At 45.5% G+C, this 19,380-nt stretch carries 18 protein-coding genes; 13 read left to right on the plus strand and 5 right to left on the minus strand.

Features of this window, described 5'->3' with window-relative positions; all coding sequences use genetic code 11:
• Window positions 1–24 precede the first annotated feature (24 nt).
• A complete protein-coding gene (locus BMZ22_RS11660) occupies window positions 25–333 on the plus strand; it encodes a hypothetical protein (RefSeq protein WP_090085735.1) in 309 nt (102 codons plus the stop codon).
• 109 nt (window positions 334–442) lie between these two features.
• Here BMZ22_RS11660 and BMZ22_RS11665 read toward each other — a convergent pair whose 3' ends face one another.
• Window positions 443–634 carry a YjfB family protein gene (locus tag BMZ22_RS11665; RefSeq protein ID WP_090085737.1) on the minus strand — a complete coding sequence of 64 codons (192 nt, stop codon included), beginning with the start codon at window positions 632–634 and terminating at the stop codon, window positions 443–445.
• A 186-nt stretch (window positions 635–820) separates the two neighbouring features.
• Here BMZ22_RS11665 and BMZ22_RS11670 point away from each other — a divergent pair, with 186 nt between their 5' ends.
• From BMZ22_RS11670 to BMZ22_RS11695, 6 genes are all read left to right on the plus strand, one after another.
• The gene (locus tag BMZ22_RS11670; protein WP_090085739.1) at window positions 821–1,321 is read left to right on the plus strand and encodes a competence protein ComK; all 501 of its coding nucleotides are present in this window, start codon (window positions 821–823) and stop codon (window positions 1,319–1,321) included.
• A gap of 127 nt (window positions 1,322–1,448) precedes the next feature.
• Entirely contained in the window at window positions 1,449–2,315 is an 867-nt protein-coding gene (locus BMZ22_RS11675; protein ID WP_090085741.1) for a TetR/AcrR family transcriptional regulator, read from the plus strand.
• Window positions 2,316–2,386: 71 nt separating this feature from the next.
• Window positions 2,387–3,253, plus strand: a complete 867-nt coding sequence (locus BMZ22_RS11680) for an efflux RND transporter periplasmic adaptor subunit (protein WP_090085743.1) — start codon at window positions 2,387–2,389, stop codon at window positions 3,251–3,253.
• Window positions 3,250–6,324, plus strand: a complete 3,075-nt coding sequence (locus BMZ22_RS11685) for an efflux RND transporter permease subunit (protein ID WP_090085745.1) — start codon at window positions 3,250–3,252, stop codon at window positions 6,322–6,324. Before BMZ22_RS11680 ends, BMZ22_RS11685 begins: the two co-directional genes overlap by 4 nt.
• Window positions 6,325–6,791: 467 nt before the next feature.
• Complete coding sequence (locus BMZ22_RS11690) at window positions 6,792–7,742, plus strand: nuclease-related domain-containing protein (protein WP_090085747.1); 951 nt, start codon at window positions 6,792–6,794, stop codon at window positions 7,740–7,742.
• Window positions 7,743–8,107: 365 nt separating this feature from the next.
• On the plus strand, window positions 8,108–8,398 hold the full coding sequence (locus BMZ22_RS11695; RefSeq protein WP_090085750.1) for a hypothetical protein: 291 nt from the start codon (window positions 8,108–8,110) through the stop codon (window positions 8,396–8,398).
• 7 nt (window positions 8,399–8,405) lie between these two features.
• On the opposite strand, the gene BMZ22_RS11700 is transcribed toward BMZ22_RS11695, so the two are convergent.
• A complete protein-coding gene (locus BMZ22_RS11700) occupies window positions 8,406–8,849 on the minus strand; it encodes a threonine/serine exporter family protein (RefSeq protein ID WP_090085752.1) in 444 nt (147 codons plus the stop codon).
• 45 nt (window positions 8,850–8,894) lie between these two features.
• Window positions 8,895–9,632 carry a threonine/serine exporter family protein gene (locus tag BMZ22_RS11705; RefSeq protein ID WP_090085754.1) on the minus strand — a complete coding sequence of 246 codons (738 nt, stop codon included), beginning with the start codon at window positions 9,630–9,632 and terminating at the stop codon, window positions 8,895–8,897.
• A 243-nt stretch (window positions 9,633–9,875) separates the two neighbouring features.
• Between BMZ22_RS11705 and BMZ22_RS11710 the strand changes: the two genes are divergently transcribed.
• From BMZ22_RS11710 to BMZ22_RS11735, 6 genes are all read left to right on the plus strand, one after another.
• Window positions 9,876–10,616 carry an ABC transporter ATP-binding protein gene (locus BMZ22_RS11710; RefSeq protein WP_090085756.1) on the plus strand — a complete coding sequence of 247 codons (741 nt, stop codon included), beginning with the start codon at window positions 9,876–9,878 and terminating at the stop codon, window positions 10,614–10,616.
• A complete protein-coding gene (locus tag BMZ22_RS11715) occupies window positions 10,594–11,610 on the plus strand; it encodes an ABC transporter permease (protein ID WP_090085758.1) in 1,017 nt (338 codons plus the stop codon). Before BMZ22_RS11710 ends, BMZ22_RS11715 begins: the two co-directional genes overlap by 23 nt.
• A 160-nt stretch (window positions 11,611–11,770) precedes the next feature.
• Window positions 11,771–12,847: a glycosyltransferase family 4 protein gene (locus BMZ22_RS11720; RefSeq protein WP_090085761.1), complete on the plus strand. Its 1,077-nt coding sequence runs from the start codon at window positions 11,771–11,773 to the stop codon at window positions 12,845–12,847.
• Between the two features lie 168 nt (window positions 12,848–13,015).
• Window positions 13,016–13,903 (plus strand): UTP--glucose-1-phosphate uridylyltransferase GalU, encoded by an 888-nt coding sequence (gene galU / locus BMZ22_RS11725; protein WP_090085763.1) that lies wholly within the window; start codon window positions 13,016–13,018, stop codon window positions 13,901–13,903.
• A gap of 135 nt (window positions 13,904–14,038) precedes the next feature.
• Window positions 14,039–15,154: an acyltransferase gene (locus tag BMZ22_RS11730; protein WP_090085766.1), complete on the plus strand. Its 1,116-nt coding sequence runs from the start codon at window positions 14,039–14,041 to the stop codon at window positions 15,152–15,154.
• Between the two features lie 225 nt (window positions 15,155–15,379).
• Entirely contained in the window at window positions 15,380–16,840 is a 1,461-nt protein-coding gene (locus tag BMZ22_RS11735) for an APC family permease (protein ID WP_090085768.1), read from the plus strand.
• Between the two features lie 61 nt (window positions 16,841–16,901).
• Here BMZ22_RS11735 and BMZ22_RS11740 read toward each other — a convergent pair whose 3' ends face one another.
• Window positions 16,902–18,578: an aryl-sulfate sulfotransferase gene (locus BMZ22_RS11740; protein ID WP_090085770.1), complete on the minus strand. Its 1,677-nt coding sequence runs from the start codon at window positions 18,576–18,578 to the stop codon at window positions 16,902–16,904.
• A gap of 45 nt (window positions 18,579–18,623) precedes the next feature.
• Window positions 18,624–19,343, minus strand: coding sequence for a C39 family peptidase (locus BMZ22_RS11745; protein WP_245745374.1), 720 nt, complete (start codon window positions 19,341–19,343; stop codon window positions 18,624–18,626).
• Between the last annotated feature and the right edge of the window lie 37 nt (window positions 19,344–19,380).

A 19,380-nucleotide genomic window follows, 5' to 3' on the forward strand; every position in this document is an offset into this window, starting at 1 on the left:
AAAAACAACAAAGGAGGGAACAAAATGCAACGTAAATGGCCTTTTAAGATTGGCGCATCCATTTTAGCATTGTCACTGGTTGCAGCATGCGGTACGGATGACCAGGAAGATCCGGCTGGTGAAGATGAAGCGCCGCTAAATCAGGAAGAAGATAATCCGGATATGAATGGTGAAAACCAGGACGACCCGCAGCTTGAGAATGACGGCAATGGCACAAACGAAGATGGAACGGATTCAGGACAAGGTGATACGAACACAAACGAAGACGAAAATAATGGTGTCAATGAAGATGAGAATGATATGATGGATGATGACGAAAATAATAATGGCTAAGTTCATACCTTAAAATCCCCTCCACTAACAGGGGATTTTTCAAATATTGACACATAAATGAACTGAACAAAAAAGCCTCTGCCGATTTTCAAGGCAGGGGCTTCTTCTGTCAGGCTTTTACATCAATTGCGTTTCCGATTGATGGATGCGGTGGTGTGCCCCCTTGCGATTGGTTCAGCATCTTGACTAATTGCGAGCCTTGTTGTTCTGCCACTTCTTTGACATTCTTCATAACTGACAAACTCGCCTCGGAACGCACTTGCTGCTGTGACATAGCAACCGACATCGCTGCAACATCCATTTTAACCCCCCCAAAAAAATGAGTGCTTCTTCATACTACTTTCTTTATCGGCAAAAAATTGGCATAGTTTAAAATAAAAATAATAAAAAATATGGATTATTTTTTGAAAAAATAGTAAAATAGACTCAGAAAAAATCTAAAAATTGACAAAAAACCACAAAATAAGGCGATGTAGGAGGAAGTTACATGAAAGAAAATTCAACGGGTGTTTATATTATCAGCAGAAAAACGAAAGCTATTATGAAAAAAGATTCGACGTATTTCCGTTCGAGGATATTAGAATCAGGAAAAGAGATTGAATCTGTTTACAGCCCCGAACAAATCATCGATCACTCATGTCTTTTATATGGATCCACATTAGATGGTCGGCGAAAATCAGCCCAAAAAATATTAAAATTACACAGTAAAGTCCCACTCTCCGTGGTTCCTGACAAAGGCGTCTATATGCTGCCGACAAACGCTTCCAGAAGCAAAGAAAATGTATGGCTGTCATATTATCATATTAAAGAATTTGAACAACATGATAACCGGACTTATGTGACATTTCAAGATGGCAGCGGGATGTATGTCAGCACATCTGAAACCTCCTTAAATAAGCAATCAGAACGGACAGGCGCACTTATAGCTAAGCTGAACCGCTCGTTTATCTTCGGCAGCAGCCCTTTTTTCCCGGACAATCTTAACTGAAGATTATTACATTACATAAAAATAATTTTACTTGCTTTTCACGGTTGGCACCTGTAAAATGTAAAAATGACTGACTGGTTAGTATCGTGTATAACCAACTGACTCATTGAAGAAACCAGGTGTTTAAATGAATGCAAAAAAAATAGAATTAATCGAAGCAGGGATGAAATTATTTGCTGAAAAAGGTTATCACAGCACCTCTGTCGAAGCGATTGCCTTGAGTGCAGGCGTTTCTAAAGGTGCTTTCTATTTACATTTTCAGTCTAAAAACGATTTTGCAAAAACTGCTTTTGATTATTACCATGAAGCAATCTCAAAGCGGGTTGAAGCCGTTCAGCAAGAAGGCCTGCCACCGAAGGAAAGTTTTGCCAAACAGATTGAGACCATGACCGCTTATATTTACGAGCACAAAAATTTTATTAAAATGCATTTAAACCAAAATATTTCATTTGATGAAGATACTGATAAACTCATACAAAAAATGAACGCACAAAATTTTCGGTGGCTCTATCAAAATGTCAGTAGCATATACGGCAATAAAGCCGAACCATATTACCCGGATATCATCATCCAGCTCGAAGGTTTGATGAACGGGTATTTTAAATGGATCATAATTGATGAAATTATGATTGATGGGAACCAATTGGGCGCCTATATCGTACGAAGGTTGGATGATGTTGTCAGCGGACTCATCAAACGAAGCGAAACACCGCTTGTCACATCGGATCAGATTCCTGCTGCTGTCCATACGAATAGGACACCGGTACAGGACATATTAAATACCATGACAGATAAAATTGATGAATTGGGTGTGCCTGAAGACAAGGAAGCCGAGCTGCATGCATTAATAGAAGTCATGTCCGGTGAAATAGCAAAGGATGATCCAAAAAAGGCAGTCATGCAGGGTCTTCTCGTCCATTTTCAGCGCAGGCCGGAATTTGAAGAGGAATGCCGGGAACTCGCACGTCTTCTGCAGATGGAACTGCTTGAATAGACTGCAGCGTATTTGTGAATGCATCGCTTTCCGGGCAGAAAATTAATACATAAAAAAGAGGAGTTACAGCCATGCGAAAAATTTTGATAATGACAGCGGCAATTTTATTGATAAGTTTGCTCGCTGCATGCAATCAGGAAGAAGAAAATGATGACGAACAAGAAGAACAGGAAACAGCGGTCGAAACGGGGGAAGTGACACAAGACAATCTTGTCATCGAAAAATCGGTCTATGGCCGCACACAACCTGACAGTTCAACACCTGTTATGGCACCAGGACCCGGGGAAGTGACCGAATTGGAAGTCGAAAATGGCGATACGGTTGAAGAAGATGATCATTTAGCAACTGTCCGCACTGCGGCAGGCAGCCAGCGGGTTACAGCTTCTGCTTCAGGTGAGATTGCCAGTTTAAACGTGGAGGAAAACGCCATGGCAAGTGAGTCTGATCCGATGATGGTCATTGCCGATTTTTCGTCTATGACGATTAATCTGACGGTTTCATCGGATGCGCTGAATTTATTTACAACGGGCGATACCCATACCGCTGTTATAGATGATGAGGAATATGAGGCGGAAATCACGTCTGTAGGCTCTATGCCTGATGACACAGGGCTTTATCCGGTGGAAGCAACAGTCGAAAATACGGATGATGCCATTGTTTCCGGGATGGTTGCCGTAGTGAATGTACCGGAGAATCGTGTGGAAGATACACTGCTTGTTCCAACTGAAGCCGTCGTCACAGAAAGCGGCGAGTCAATTGTTTATGTGGTGGAGGATAACCAAGCTGTTCAGAAATCAATAAACGTTCAGGCGTCACAATCAGCCCAAACGGCTGTTACAGGTGATATCGAGGAAGGTGACCAGGTTGTCGTGAATGGTCTATTGACGTTATCAGACGGTATGAACGTCACCGTGGCCGAAGAGGAGGATAACTCTTGAAACTCATAAAAACATCTGTGAAACGGCCTGTTGGCGTCATAATGATTGTGCTGGCCATTCTTGCGCTCGGCACGATTTCACTGCGTAATCTGAATGTCGACTTATTTCCTGAGATTGACTTGCCGATTGCGGTGGTAGCAACTTCTTATCAAGACGCCGCACCGGAGGAAGTCGAGAATTTAATCAGCCGGCCGATTGAATCGTCCGTCAGCTCGGTTGAAGGAATTCAAACGGTTCAATCCCAATCACAGGCAGGGTCATCGCTTGTCATGATGATGTTTGATACCGGGACAAATCTTGACCAGGCACTGCTTAACGTCCGTGAAAGCATTGACCAGGTAAAAGGGATGCTCCCGGAAGATGCCGGGGATCCAAGTGTGTTGCGGTTCAATCCAAACCAGATGCCAATCATGTGGGTTGGACTGACCGGTGATGAGGCAAGTAAGCTGACACAAGTTGCCGATAATCAGGTCGTTCCGTTTTTTGAACGTCAAGGCGGTGTAGCGTCGGTAACGGTGGAAGGTGCTGAAAATCGGGAAATCCAGCTTATTCTTGATCAGGCAAAGTTGCAGCAATACGGCGTTAATGCGCAGACGATTACGCAGGCGTTGAATTCTTCAAGTCAGTCTTCATCGGCAGGTGTCGTGGAAAAGGGCGCTCAGGACTTGCAGCTCAGAGTGACCGGTGGATTTGACTCGGTTGAAGCGATCGAAAACACCCTTGTCCAGACACAGACAGGGGAAACGGTACATATTGATGAGCTGGCAAACGTTAAGGACACGTTTACAGACTCATCAGGTGAAACGCTGGTTAACGGTGACCAGGCGGTTGTTTTATCGATTATGAAGCAGACGGATGCCAATACAGTCGAAGTGGCGAACAATATAAATGACAGTATGGAAGAGATCGAAGGTGAATTGCCGTCAGGCTTGAGCACGGATGTTGTTGTCGACACTTCCGAGTATATTAACATGTCGATTAAATCCGTTGCTCAGAATATCCTGATCGGCGGCGTTATCTCCTTTCTGATTTTGCTGTTGTTCCTGAAAAGTCTGCGGGCGACAATCGTCATTGGCTTGTCGATTCCAATCGCAATTATTTCAACATTTACATTGATGTATTTTACCGGGGAAACGTTGAACGTCCTGACATTGGGTGGTCTTGCGCTAGGTTTGGGTATGATGGTCGACAGTTCAATTGTTATACTTGAACATATTTATTCATACCGGCAGCGTGGCTATTCCTTGACGCAATCCGCCATTAAAGGGGCATCCGAGTTGGCTCCGGCGGTAATTGCTTCGACGACAACGACATTGGTTGTCTTCTTGCCGATGGTGTTCGTTGACGGTATCGCATCAGACATGTTCACGCCACTTGCGTTGACGGTATCATTTGCATTAATCGCATCGCTTGTCGCAGCAGTGACCCTAGTGCCAATGCTTTCATCCAAATTATTGGCAAAAGCGACCCGGGACAGCGGGAAGCGGTATTGGTTCAATCGTCTCTTGGACCGTGTCAACAATGTTTATCAGGCTGTTCTCAAATGGGCTTTGGGTCACCGGAAGTCAACGGTGTTCGGCACGCTTTTAATTATCGCAGGAAGTCTTGCACTTATCCCGATGATTGGCGCATCGTTCATGCCGTCATCTGATCAGGGACAACTGCAGGTGAATGTGGAAACACAGCCGGGAAGCTCACTCGAACATACGCAAAGCGTTGCGGAAAATGTAAACGAAAAAATGTCGTCGTATGAAGACGTCATTGAAACGAATTACATGAACGTCGGCGGCGGTGGCGGTGGTGCCCCTGGTATGGGTGGCTCCAGCAACCAGGCGACCTATATGATGCAGCTGGTTCCGGCATCTGATCGCTCACAGACAACAGATGATGTCGTGCAGTCGATGAGCGATGAGCTGGCCTCGGTTCCGGGAGCTGAGATCTCCGTTACAGCTACAGACAGTGGTGCCGGTATGGGGGACCCGGTTCAAATTAGTCTGAGCGGTCCGGAGCATGAAGTGCTGCGTGAGCTTTCCCAGGAAGTTGTGGATACGATCAGCGAGGTAGACGGCGTGCATAACGCTTCCACGTCAGCTGATGACAGTGCACCGCAAATGCATATTGAGGTGGACTCAGAAAAAGCGGCAATGTATGGACTCACAGACCAGCAAATTACAAGTCAGATTCAGCTGCAGTTCACCGGACAGACTGCCGCCCAGTACCGTGAAGACGGTGACGAGATGGATATTACGTTAATGTATCCCGAAGAACAGCGCAGCACGATCAATGACTTGGAAAATGTAACAATTCAGTCGGAGAGCGGTGCGGCGGTTCCGCTGACAACACTTGCCACGCTCGACCAAGTCGAAGGACCTGTTACCTTGCAGCGTGAAAACCAGCAACCGCAGCTTAATGTTACATCTGAAATCATCGGACGTGATTTAGGCAGTATAACAAGTGACATAAGAGAGAAGTTGAACAATATGGCGATGCCTGAAGAATATAATTATGAAATCGGCGGTCAGGCAGAAGATATGGCCAGCTCATTCAGAGATCTCTCAATAGCGCTTGTGTTTTCAATCTTTTTGGTCTACGCCGTGATGGCAGTCCAATTTGAAAACTTCCTGTTCCCGCTGATTATTATGTTTTCATTGCCTGCTACAGTTGTGGGTGTTTTGCTCGGATTGTTGGTGACGGGCTTGCCGCTCAGTATCCCGGCGTTTATTGGTATTATTATGCTGGTCGGGATTGTCGTTAACAACTCAATCGTGCTGGTTGACTATATTAATATTCTGCGGCGTGAAGAATACGGAAAAGGCCGTTACGAAGCAATTCTCGAGGCAGGCGCCAGTCGTCTCCGCCCGATATTGATGACGACATTGACAACGATTCTCGCCATGGTGCCATTGGGTCTGGCTCTTGGTGAAGGTGCTGAAATGCAGCAGCCGCTGGCAGTCACCATCATCTTTGGTCTGACAGTCTCGAGTATCTTTACACTGGTCTTAATCCCAGTCGTCTATACACTGTTTGACGATTTAACAGCCAAAATTACACGCCGCGGCAAAAAAGCATAAATCGTGCGGTCGAAAGGTAAGCTCCCTGCAGCGGCAGGGAGCTTTTTGGCGTTCGGGGGTTGTTGATAGAGGCTAAGCACGCGAGCGTGGTGTGGCACACCCGGCGGAAGTGCACGTTCGCGTAGTATGGGGGCGAGGTCGCGTGATGAGCGTGGGGATCGCGTGGTCCTGGGAGGATATCGGTTGATCTCTAGTGAATATCGTGTGGTCCTGGGCAGATATCGGTTGGTCTCCTAGAGATTTAGCGTGGTCTTGGGCGGAGATCGGTTGGCCTTTCCAAAAAATCGCGTGATCTCGGTTGATATCGATTGATCTCCCGTGAAGATCGCGTGATCACGGGCTGAAATCGGTTGGCCTCCCCCTCTATAATATCGTAATCCTTAAAAAAGATATTTTCGGCAATAGCCGAAAATTGTCCCTTATGCTATAGTTAGATTATTATTAAAAATTAAATAAAGGAGTTTTCCATGAAAATTAAACCACTTTTCAAACCTCTGCCGCTCCAGAAACACGACGCCACTATACCGCGTCTCACTCCTAATTTCCCCAAACTCGCTGAGATGAAAGAAGAAGCCCGTCGACTGGGAAGGGGCTACTCGGGTGAGATCAAAGTTGCCTATCACATAGATGTACTAGCCAGTGAGCATACCATCCTCAACGATGTTTATCTCCACAATAATGGTAAAAACTTTCAAATCGACTTCATTGTCATTGCCACCCGCGCTATTTTCATCATTGAATCGAAAAATTATTTGGGCACCATTATATTTGATTCTGTACTTCGTCAGCTGATTCGCGATGATGGGCAAGTTGAATCAGGGTTCGAATATCCCATAACGCAGGTTGAAAATCAGCAGTTACACCTCCAAAGTTGGCTTCGGCGCCATAACCTCTTCAATGTACCGGTTTTCTACTTGGTAGCTATTGCCGAACCGGCGACTATTATTAAAGTTGAGGGTGATCGCGGGTCTATCGCAGAAGTTGTTGCCCACGCTGCCCGTATCCCAAAAATGATCATCAAAAAAGACAAAGAACTAGCCGAGGAAGGCTTCCCCAGATTACAAGACTACCAAATTGGAAAAAAACTGCTGCATGCAAGTGGTGAATTTGATATGGATATTATGACGAAATACGGCATCACGCCGCGCGACTTGCTTCCGGGTGTCTTTTGCACAAATTGTGGTGCGCGCGGGATGGAACGGCTTCATGGCGGATGGCAGTGCCACCAATGCCGGTTTAAAAGTAACCGTGCACATTTAAAAGCCCTTGCCGATTTCGTCTTGTTGAATGGTTCCATCTCGAATAGAGAATGTATCTGGTTTTTGGGACTCCCTTCACCCAGCACAGCCACAAGAATTTTAAAAAACAGTGGTCTCGTTTATTTGCAAAAAAATAAGCATTGGGTTAAAGAAACATAAGAAGACAAGGAGGAGCAGGGGGGCCGGTTGAAGTTCCCGTTCGCATAATAGTGGGACGAGTTCGCGTGATGAGCGTGGATATCGGTGGTTCTCCCATGAATATGGCGTGGTCCCGGGTTAGTTCCGGTTGCTCTTCCTGTTATATCGCGTGGTCCTAGGCCGATATCGGTTGGTCCCCTTGGAGTATCGCGTGATCTCAGGCCGATTTCGGTTAGTCTCCCACAAAATCGCGTGATTCCACCACCTGTCGGCAACCCCTGAAACCCCCAGCAACCTCGCCAAAAAGAAAATCGTCCTTTCAAAATAGTATTGCCATAAACATATATGCTATGATAAAAGAAGCAATGTTGAATGGAGGTCAATCTATGTCGCTTTCCAGAATTATGAAATGGATTACTGGCGGAAGTGAGGCATTTCTGGGTATTCCGCTCATCGGCGGTTCCTTTATCTTGAGCACGAGCTGGGGAGCTTTGCTCGTCATGTTTATCCTGCACACCATCACGTTATTTATAGCGCGCAATGAAAAAGGGAACATTTCAGGCAGTATCCTTGGTATGGTCACATCGTTCATCGGGGTGATTCCGGTTGTCGGTATGATTATGCACATCATTACCGCGATTGTCTTATTGCTCGACGCTGCGACCAACAAACAGTAACCCGGCCTTAAGACGCCACATCTTTCCGGCTTAATTTTTTCATCAGCTGGTTTGCCACCTCTGAAAACATTAAGCCAAGCGCAATCGCTCCTGCGAGCAACATCACTTTTGCGGACAGTTGCACAGCTGTGTAATAATCATTTTCCACAAAATGCCGCATTGCATTGTAGGCAACGCCTCCCGGGACGAGCGGTATAATGCCGGAGACGCTGATGACGATGACCGGCATTTTAAATAGTTTGGCGCAAAATTGGCTTAGAACCCCGGCTAAAATAGCACCGAATATGGTTGCCGGGACAACATCCATGCCGGTTTCTGCCAGTGTATAATATAAAACCCAGCCGGCCATGCCGACAATGCCGCATTGAATGAGCGCTCTTCTGGGTGCGTTGAAAATAATGCCGAACCCGGCGGCAGCAATGAAACTTGTAACAAGCTGAGCAGTCAGCATATCATGATCTCCTTTCGTTAAGGGGGGTCTGACCCCGCGTAAGCGTTAAAGGGAAATAACGACCGCTACGCCAGCCCCGATGGCAAAGGCTGTTAAAACGGACTCGGCACCTTTGGAGACGCCTGCAACGAGATGTCCGGCAAGCAAGTCACGCACCGCATTGGTGATGTGCAGCCCTGGCACGAGCGGCATCACCGCTCCGATAATAACCATGTCCAAATGAATGCCAAAACCGTATTCGATAAAAAGGATGGCAAATAAACCGATAAAAAATGAAGCTACAAAATGGGCGATAAAGCTAATCTCAATCAGTTTCGATGTGAGGATCATAATCGCATACCCGGCAGCACCGGACACAAGCGCCGGAAGAAAATCGGGCCATATACCTCCGAACATAAAGGAAAAGCTTCCGCTCACAAGCCCCGCTGCGATAATCTGAAGCCAGTAGGGGAACGTCATTTTAGACGCTTCAATGGCACGCAAGCTTTCAAACGCTTCTTGAATTGTCACATTGCCGGCGGTAATATTGCGTGAAACACGGTTGACTTCATCAATCTTCTGCAAATCTGTCGCTCTGTTTTGAATACGGATAAAATGGGTAGTGGCAGCAAAATCAGCCGAGAAATTAATCCCTGTCGGTGTGGCATAGCTTTGCACATTTTCCAAACCGTAAGATGAAGCAATCCGTTCCATCGTATCCTCGACGCGATACGTTTCCGCACCACTCTCAAGCATAATCTTCCCGGCTAGCATCGAGATACTGGCAATCGACTCCCGATTCATTGGCTGCACCACCTTTCTTTCCATATTATAAGGTTTCGCCGGACGTTTGGAAAGGAAAATAGGCGCAGAGCCGATAAAAGTATCCGAACTGCCATACGGCCTTCCGCGGTCACACCCTCATTAATAAAGGGACTACCTGATAAACGTTATGCGTTGAACCGGCTTTTAAAAATATTACCTTTACAAAATAAAAGCGTTCTTTACTATTACGAATAAACACGCGCACAAATGGAGGGGTTCGTTATGGCTAATCTTGTCAATCTGGACAATATTCACCACAGTTACCATAAGAAAACTGTTTTAAACGAAATCAGTCTTGCTATTCCGGAAGGTCGGCTGTTTGGCCTGCTCGGACCATCAGGTTCAGGCAAAACAACGCTCGTTAAAATCATTATCGGCCTGCTGACACCCGACAGCGGAACAGTCCGGATTGACGGGGAGCTGATGCCGTCATTTCAATTGATGCAAAAAATTGGTTACATGGCCCAATCTGACGCACTGTACAATGAACTAACCGCAAGAGAAAACATTCAATTTTTTGCTTCATTGTATCAAATTCCCAAAAAGCGGCAGAAAGAACGCATTTCAGAAGCAGCGGAATTGGTCAGCTTGTCTGATGAGCTCGACAAGACGCTTGAAACCTTTTCCGGCGGCATGAAACGACGCCTGTCATTAGCGATTGCGTTGCTTCATCAGCCGAAACTTTTGATTCTGGACGAACCGACGGTTGGGATTGACCCTGTTCTGCGGGCTTCAATCTGGGACGCGTTCCGGAAAATGCAGCAAGCGGGCACGACGATTATCATGACGACGCACGTGATGGATGAAGCGGAAAAATGTGATAATCTGGCGCTTTTGCGGGACGGTTCTTTTATCGCTGAGGGAAGCCCTGCGGATTTAAAAGCAAAAAGCGGAACGGCGACACTTGAAGCGGCATTTTTGCATTTTGGAGGTACTGAAAATGCGCATACAGGCAATCATTAAGCGGATCATCCGGCAATTTTTGCGGGATAAACGAAGCATCGCCCTTATGATGGCTGCGCCGCTCCTTGTCATGACATTGTTATGGCTTGTCCTCGATATGGAGGATCATGTTCCGACCATCGCCGTCACGGATGCACCTGAGCCAATGGAGGCAGCACTGGAAGCACAGGAAGCAACAATTTTAAAGACAGATGCCGGGCGTGGCAAGGAAGCACTCGAGAATCAGGATGCCGATGCCCACCTGTTATTCGACAGCGGCCAGCCTGAGTTGAGAATGGAAGGCAGCAACCCGACGGCCACATCCGCTGTCCAAAATGTTATGAGCCGTGCCGTTAAGCAGCTCAACCCAAATGCACCGGCCTTCGAGCTTTCATTTCTCCATGGTTCATCTGATCTAAACTTGTTTGATAATACCGGTTCAGTGCTGATCGGCTTTTTTGTCTTTTTTTTCGTTTTTATTATCGGCGGTGTCTCTTTCTTGCGTGAGCGGACACAAGGTACGTTGGCGCGCATGATGGCAACCCCATTGCGGCGCTGGGAAATAGTTGCCGGCTATCTGCTTGGATTTGGCCTATTCATTATCATTCAATCGATTATTATCGCGGCATTTTCCATTTATGTTCTGGACATTTATATGGCAGGTTCGTTTCTGTCGCTGCTCGTCATAACACTTCTGCTTGCCGTTACCGCGCTTAGCCTGGGAACCTTGCTGTCGGCGTACGCTAAAAATGAATTCCAGATGATTCAGTTCATCCCGGTTGTCATTGTCCCGCAAGTTTTCTTTTCTGGTGTTTTTCCGATTGAATCGGTCGAATGGATTAACGCAATCGGAAAAATCATGCCGCTCACGTATGGGGCTGATGCCTTGAAAGCAATCATGATACGGGGGGATAACTTGGATGCGGTCACTATGGAAATTGCCGTATTAATCGGTTTTTCGGCTGCATTTATTATACTGAACGTGATGGCGCTCAAGCGGCATCGGACATTGTGAAGATATTTTTGAAACCGGCCCAAAACCGGTATGACCGAACAGGTGATTGACGTGAGTACAGGTGGTCCGGAGCATAAATTTGCCCTGCACTCCCAAACTCCGCTATAATTTAGGCGATAATGCTATCATTCGACAATTCAAAAATCCAAGGAGAACCATCATGTTTAATTATACCGAGCTGGCAATTGCTTTTTCCATTGCGCTGTTATCAACTTTCTTGTTGACGTTTCCAGTCAAAAAGCTGGCTGTAAAAATAAAAGCGGTTGACCTGCCGAATTATCGCAAAATCCATAAAAATGTCACACCAAGACTGGGCGGTCTCGCGATATTTTCCGGCGTTTTTTTAGGCGGACTTTATTTGCAGCCGCACCACTCGCACTTACCGGAAATTATTATGGGCGCGATTGTGATTGTTATAACCGGTGCATTGGACGATCGCTTTGGCATCAAGCCTGTCGTCAAACTGACCGGTCAGCTGATCGCAGCATCATTTCTTATTTCGTCCGGATTGATCATCGAACGGATTACGCTGCCTTTAATCGGAGTGGTTGATCTAGGGTTTATGAGTGTGCTCATTACGGTGTTATGGATTGTGGGTATCACAAATGCGATAAATTTGATTGATGGATTGGATGGACTGGCGACCGGTGTTACAACGATTGCGCTTTCGAGTATGTTTATTATGGCGATCGTTGATTATCGTGTGCTGGCAGCCTATTTGTGTGTCGTTTTAATTGGTGCCAATTTAGGCTTTTTATATCATAACTTTTACCCGGCTAAAATTTATATGGGTGATACAGGCTCGAATTTTCTCGGTTACATGATTGCGGTGGTCTCCATCGTCGGATTGTTTAAAAATATTGCTCTGTTCAGCTTCATCATTCCGGTGATTGTTCTCGCGATTCCCATTTTTGACACACTTTATACGGTGGTGCGGCGTGCGTACAATAAAGAACCAATCATGATGCCGGATAATAAGCATATTCATTATCAGCTGATCAGGGCAGGATTCAGCCATCGGAAAACCGTCCTGATTATTTATGCCTTTAGTGCACTGTTTGGCGGCATGGCGATACTGTTTTCCTATGCCAATTTAACAACTGCGCTTATCGTGACATTTTTCGTTCTCGTCCTTCTGCATATATTCGCTGAATTTGGCGGGTTGATTTTGGGCGGAAAAAAACCTGTCATTGATAAGTTGGGAAAAGCCTTTCGAAAAAGGGACAGCGACATGTAATAGATTAACTTTAAGGAAAATTTTAATGCGCTAATTTCCGACAAAATATTTCCCGGGTAATATTAAAAATAAATCGTGTCGAATTAAGATCGTCAATTCGTTTTGTTAGTTGCTCAATGCACGATTACACAAATTGAGCTACAATAAAACTTGAATGGAGGTAGTCACATGCAGCAAATCAAAAAAGCGATTATACCGGCAGCAGGGCTCGGCACACGGTTTCTGCCGGCAACAAAGGCAATGCCGAAAGAAATGCTGCCGATCGTTGACAAGCCAACGATTGAGTATATTGTCGAAGAAGCGATCAAGTCAGGCATTGAAGATATTATTATCGTCACCGGCAAGGGCAAGCGGTCGATTGAAGATCATTTCGATCACTCGCTTGAATTGGAAGATAACCTGATGAAAAAGGAAAAATTTGACCTGCTTGAACGGATTAGAAAATCAGCCAATGTTGATATCCATTATATCCGGCAAAAAGAACCAAAAGGACTTGGGCACGCCGTCTGGTGCGCGCGTAAATTCATTGGCAATGAGCCATTCGCCGTTCTGTTGGGTGATGATATTATTCAAAGTGATGAGCCGGGTTTAAGTCAAATGATCAGTGAGTATGAAAAAGCCCAGAGCTCGATTATCGGTGTTCATAAAGTGCCAGAGGATGAAACCCATCGTTACGGGATTATTGAACCGCAGGGAAAATTCGGAAATCTCCATCAGGTGAGGAATTTTGTTGAAAAACCGCCACATGGTGAAGCGCCATCCGACATGGCCATCATTGGCCGGTATATTCTAACGCCTGAAATATTTGATTTCCTTGATCAGCAAAAAATCGGCGCCGGCGGGGAAATCCAATTGACCGATGCGATTCATGAATTGAACAAAACTCAAGAGGTATTCGCACTAGAAATTGACGGCAGACGCTATGATGTCGGGGAGCAGCTCGGCTTTATCCAGACCACGATTGAAATTGCGCTGTCGCGGGAAGACCTGCGTGAGCCGCTGATGAATTATTTGAAGGAACTGCAACAAAAATTACATAATGAAAAAGGGATCTAACTGACGAAAGCCACATTACAGACAGTGGCTTTTTTGTTATTGGAATGTAAACTGTATCACACCCTGTACCAGAGACGCGCTTTCGAATGATTTTTAGTAAGTTGTGAATGATCGTAACAGGGAGTGTACAGTGCAATGGAACGCAATTATAGTATTGATTTCGTAAAATTTTTTGCTATTTTTGCTGTCGTCTGTATTCATACAGGGACTCTAAAGGATGTGCAGGGCACCGTCGTTGATGGTGCAACAATTGATTTTATTATCGACACAGCTGCGCGTTTTGCTGTTCCATTTTTCTTTGCAGCATCCGGATTTTTGTTTTATCAGAAGTTGCTTACGCTCCATGGGGTTAAGGCACAGTGGCGTTATGCCAATAAGTATATTATAAAATTGATTAAGCTATGGGCGGCTTGGTTTGCATTTTATTTTTGTTTTGATCTTGTCATAAACTTTATCGAAACGGAAAAAAGCCGGACAGCACTTTTGGCTATGTACCATGATTATATCGAAAGTTTTTTGTCGTTGGAAACCTTTTACTATGGAGCGGGGCATAGTCAGTACCATTTGTGGTTTTTGCTTGCATTAATATGGTCCGTCATAGCGCTTTTCATTTTCTCAAAAGCCAGACTTGTTCGCGTGCTTGTTGTAATCGGCTTGGGCCTAAATATATATGGTCTCACCGGTCAATCGTATTCATTTGTGTTGGATCTGCCATTCAGTACAAGGGATGCTTTGTTTTTTGGGGGGTTTTACACGGGTCTAGGCGGGTTGTTTGCCCGTTACAGTGATCGTTTAAAACATGCAGCAAATGATATTCCGGATCTTCATTACGTTGTATTGTTTGTGATGCTTACTCTGATGCAATTACTTGAAGGATACGTAACCATTAAACTATTCGGTGGCAACACTGGTGAATACTATTTGACGACAATTCCATTAATCAGCATATTGTTTATGTTCATCATGAAGCATAATTCAATCGGAAAAGGCACCCGGTTGTCACAGATTGGGTCCCGCGCAGTAGGTATTTATGTATCACATGTATTTATTATGGAAACAATTGAAGTCGTGATTACCCGAATAGATATAGTGAGTGTGCAAGATACACTCATTTGGAATATTATGTTTACACCGCTTGTGTTTGTTGCATCATATTTATTTTATGGAAGACTTCAGCATATTAAAAAATATGGGGCGGCAGCTATTCAAAGCAGAGGTGCACCATTTGTTTATCCAAAAAATAATTTTTAAGATGTTGGTATTCGGCGACGGTCGAATACCTTTTTTTATATGATCTCGACTGAAATACATGCAAAAAGGGCTGAGATTTGAATTGACGATCAAATAAAGACTATTTATTTCCTATTCATATTGGATAATACCGGTTTTCCCACCCAAATGAACTTTGCGTCAGAATTCGAATTTTGATACAAAAGAAGGGTATCTTAATAAAGAGGACACTAAAGGAGACGAAGTATGGAACGACGTAAAACATTGAAACGTTCATTAAAGCCGCATTGGGTCTGGGCGATTGCACTGGGCTCATCGATTGGCTGGGGAGCATTTGTGCAGCCGACGAGCTGGATGTCAACGGCAGGTCCGCTCGGCGTTATTCTGGGCTTCGGCATCGGCGCGCTGTTGATGATGCTGATTGCCGTGAGCTATGGTTTCCTGATTAAAAGTTTTCCTGTATCAGGCGGGGAATTCGCTTATTCGTACATAAGTCTTGGACGTACACACGCATTTATCAGCGGCTGGTTCCTGACGCTCGGTTACTTATGTATCGTGGCGTTGAACGCATCCGCATTTGCATTAATGGTTAAATTTGTATTCCCTTCCATTCTCGAAAACATGTATATGTATTCGATTGCAGGATGGGATGTTTATTTTACTGAAGTAATTATTGCGTCTGTCCTGCTTGGCGCTTTTGGCTATTTTAATGTAAGAGGATCGAGTTTTTCCGGACGTATGCAGTTTATATTCTGCTCGATTATGATAATTGGCGTCGTGGCGATTACATTCATGGTGGGGGCACAGCCAGGGACAGGACTTACTACTATCGATCCGCTATTCCCGGCGGATACGACCGCATTTGCTGCTGTCATTTCAATTGTGGCGATTGCGCCGTGGGCATTTGTCGGGTTTGATAATGTCCCGCAAGCCGCAGAAGAATTTCACTTTTCCTCGAGAAAAGCTTTCACACTGATCATATTGGCGATTTTCTTTGCCGCGCTTTTATATAGCATGATGATTATTGCCACATCCATGACGGGGCCATGGCAGGTAGCTGTTGCTCAGGAAGAGACATGGGGCACCGCAGAAGCAATTCAGGGCACACTCGGCAATATGGGTGTTGTGATACTGGTAACGGCGCTGACAATGGGGATTTTCACCGGCCTCAACGGATTCACGATTTCATCAAGCCGTCTTTTGTTCGCCATGTCGCGGGCCAAAATTATTCCGGCAGCATTTTCCAAATTGCATCCGAAATACGAAACACCATATGTCGGGATTATCTTTACAGTTCTTGTGACGATGCTCGCACCTTGGTTCGGGCGCCAGGCGCTGACATGGGTTGTTGATATGTCATCGGTCGGTGTGACGATTGCTTATTTTTATACGTGTTACACCGCGTTTACGTTATTTAAGCGGTCCAAAGATAAATCATTCAATCCAAAAAAACACGTTGTGGCACCGGGCAAAAAGATCCTTGCCGCGCTGGGAATGCTCGCGAGTGTCACGTTCCTGGGCCTGCTTTTAATTCCGGGATCACCCGCAGCTCTAGGCATGGAGTCGTTCATCGCACTTGTCATCTGGATTATTCTCGGTGTCATATTCTATTCAATGAACCGGAAAGAATTAAAAGACATACCAAAAGAAGAACTCAACTACCTGATACTCGGCAACAAAAAAATCGAAGCCAAAAACCGGAATTAGGAATGGGACAAGGGGGTCTGACCCCATTTGTAGGGGTCAGACCCCCATTTGTCCCATTCAACTATTGGTCACTCAACGTGAACTGGTCTTCCCATGTGTTGGTGTAGAGGGCGTTTCGTTTTGCTCTGTAAACCCATGCGCCTGTTGGGAAGTCTGTCAGCTCTGCTTCAAATACAATTTCGGGGTTGTCATGGCGTGTGACTTCGACGATATTGCTTTGATTGCCATCATCAACGTGGCCGAAATTGATCAGGATGTTTCCGGTGTTTTCCTGATAACGGGAGCCGCCGACAATAGCTGTAAAGTAATCTTCGCCGAGTTCTTCACCGAAACTCCAAATCATCTCGGCTTCTTTCGTTTTTTCATTAATACGGTAATGGCTGGCAGCGCTGTATTCTTTCGACAGTTCCTCATTACCGCGTGTGACCACAATGTTATTGTCATAGATTAGCAGATCAAGTGTATCAGGGTTGTCATCGAAGTCCGGCAAAATTCGGGCATCATGCTGACCGGCAGGGTATTTGAAATTATCCCCGACACCTTTCAAACGATCATCTTCCATTTCGTCAAACCAGCCTTCAGGGTGTGCCAGAACCCACTTAACTTCTTCCGTCTCATAATCAATTTTCATCACAGTGTCACTATTGCGGCCGGAAATGGTAATGCTGTTGTCGCTTTCATCATAGGTCACTGAATTTTGGTGGAACCAGTCAACGAGACCATCTTTCGGTTCCGTGCTGTCATGCTCTTCGTATGCTTCAGCCGGAAAAATGTCTTTCAGGTCGATTTCTTTAACAACTTCACCCGTTTCGCGGTCCATTTCAACCATAATATCTTCCATATAGTCGCCTTCACCGTCATTAACCGTCAGGATCAAATTGCCTGAGGGCAGTTCTTCAGCGTCATGGTGGATCAGCGTCGACTCCAGCTCCTCACTTTCAGCTTGAGCGGCAGCCTCACTGATTTTGAAGGCGTTATACAGCTTGCCGATATAGTCTGTTTCAAATAAACGGTTATACGCACTGCCGCTGTTATCGTCTTTGCCTAAATATAAGAGATTTCCATTGTTCAGCTCCTGCAGCACATGGCTGTTATACCCGGAGCCGTACCACCGGACATCCCCGTTCACATCAAAACCGTAGACGAATTTCGTACTCGGAATCGCAAACGTCAATTCACTGTCGCCAATAGACATTTTTTCAGTTTGAGCCGTTTTAATACGAATCGTTGGTATATAGTCAGGCAATGGTTCTGTATTAACCGTAACGGTATTTTCCATCTTATAACCGTTCTCTGTTTCTGCTGTTATCGACACGGTGTTTTCCTCATCAGGATAGAGCCCGACAACCGGCAGTTCATGGTGTGTTTTGTAAGAATCGGCAGTCTTTGTAATATCGGCTTTTTCCGTTTTGCCTTTAACCGTAAACGAAACTTTCGCCGGCTCTTCTGTGTCAAAAATAACAAGCGCTGACAACGGGCTTCGGTCATATGGATCATGGCTGACATAAGGATCGTCAAACGTGCTGCCTTTACTTTCTTCTAAAATGGAAGCTTCCAATTCATCCTGTTCGTCCAGAAGGTTTTGAGCCTTTTCGGGCGGATATTTATATTCATCAGGACTTGCTTCCTCATTTGTGTTTTGCTCGTCAGTTGCAGGATTGTCAGTTGTGTTCATCAGAAAAACCACAACGGCCAACCCAATAACGCCTATGACTCCCCCGATAATAAATCGCTTCATATTATTCGACTCCTCAAAATTTTTTGTTGGGTCAAAGGGACACGATCACTGTCCACCAAGGGCCTTGGCTTTCAAATTTTTATTCAATTCGAGTGTCACTGCCCTGCACCCCATCGCACGCCAATTTCGCTCAAACAACTCCCGGTTATAACGTTCTGCCTGACCTGTATGCGGATCATGTGCAACGACAGCATCATCCTCAATTCCAACCAGCACCACAGCATGTTCATTCTCATACCAGTCGATCACATCGCCTTCGTTATCCGACCAAGACAACCCATAATAGGAAGCCCGTTGCTCAAGTGTTGTCCATACAAGGACCGGCATTCCCGAGCGAACCGTATCCAGAATCGTGTGAAACGGCCTGCCGGTCAGATTTACGCCTGTCTCCGGGCTGAATGTCTCCAGCGTATCAAGAATCGGTTTTTCAAACACACCGTAACTGCCGTCCTCCGAATCAGTATACGGATCACCGACAAACGCTTTATTCGGGTGGGCGCCCCGCCAGCCCTTGTCTGTTTTATGCACTTTTGGCCCCTTTGAGAGCGCATCGGCCACCCCAAATTTGCTCACAGGCCGCTCAAGCCCCCAGCTAAGCAGCATAGCAAGCGACGTCGCCTCGCATCCTGTAGGAAGTTCGGGGTACTGGTTGTAGAGGGGGACGCTGTCAACTCGTATGTTTCGCTTTGGCGCGTTTGCTCTCTTGCTTCCTGCAACGAAAATAAGCGTGAATAAACTGAAAGAGATTAGTAGTTTTTTTATCAAATATTTCACTTCCTTCAAAGACGTGAACATTATCCAG

Origin of the sequence: Lentibacillus persicus (assembly GCF_900112705.1) — a bacterium.
Lineage (GTDB): Bacteria > Bacillota > Bacilli > Bacillales > Amphibacillaceae > Lentibacillus > Lentibacillus persicus.